This is a genomic window from Williamsia sp. 1135 (genome assembly GCF_002095395.1).
Lineage (GTDB): Bacteria > Actinomycetota > Actinomycetes > Mycobacteriales > Mycobacteriaceae > Williamsia.
Map to the genome: position 1 here is coordinate 1 of NZ_MJEI01000006.1, position 526 is coordinate 526.

Here is a 526-nt window from a genome sequence, read left to right on the forward strand (position 1 = left end):
GCGTTGTAGCTTGCCAACTCCGCACCGTCGTCGCGTTCTTCGCGGCGATCGAATCGCTTCGCCTGTCGCTGATCCTGCCGACTCCACTGCACCAACAACGCGAGCATCACCAAGACCAACGGGATCTCACCCGCCGCCCAGGCGATGCCACCGCCCAGGCGCTGGTCACTCATCAGGTCGGGGTTCCACGGCAGCATCAGGCTGTTGTAGTAGTTACGCGCGATGATGTTGTCGGTGCTCATCAACGCGACACCGAAGAACGCGTGGAACGGCAGTGAGCCGAACACCATCGCGAGCTTGGCCACCGGGGACAGCGTCCGCGGCGCCGGGTCGATCCCGATGACGACCCAGTAGAAGAGGTAACCGCTGACCATGAAGTGCAGGTTCATGGCGACGTGCGCCGCGTGGTAGTCCGCCAGTAGTTCGAACAGGCCGCCCAGGTAGAGCACGTAGTAGCTGCCGACGAACAGTACAGACGCCACCAGCGGGTGGGTCATGAACTTCGAGAACGGACTGTGCAGGAGCG

The 526-nt window shown here is 62.7% G+C and carries 1 protein-coding gene; it reads right to left on the reverse strand.

The window, feature by feature from the left end:
* The coding region (locus BFL43_RS00030) for a cytochrome c oxidase assembly protein (protein ID WP_143694981.1) at positions 1 to 526 on the reverse strand (526 nt) is incomplete at both ends.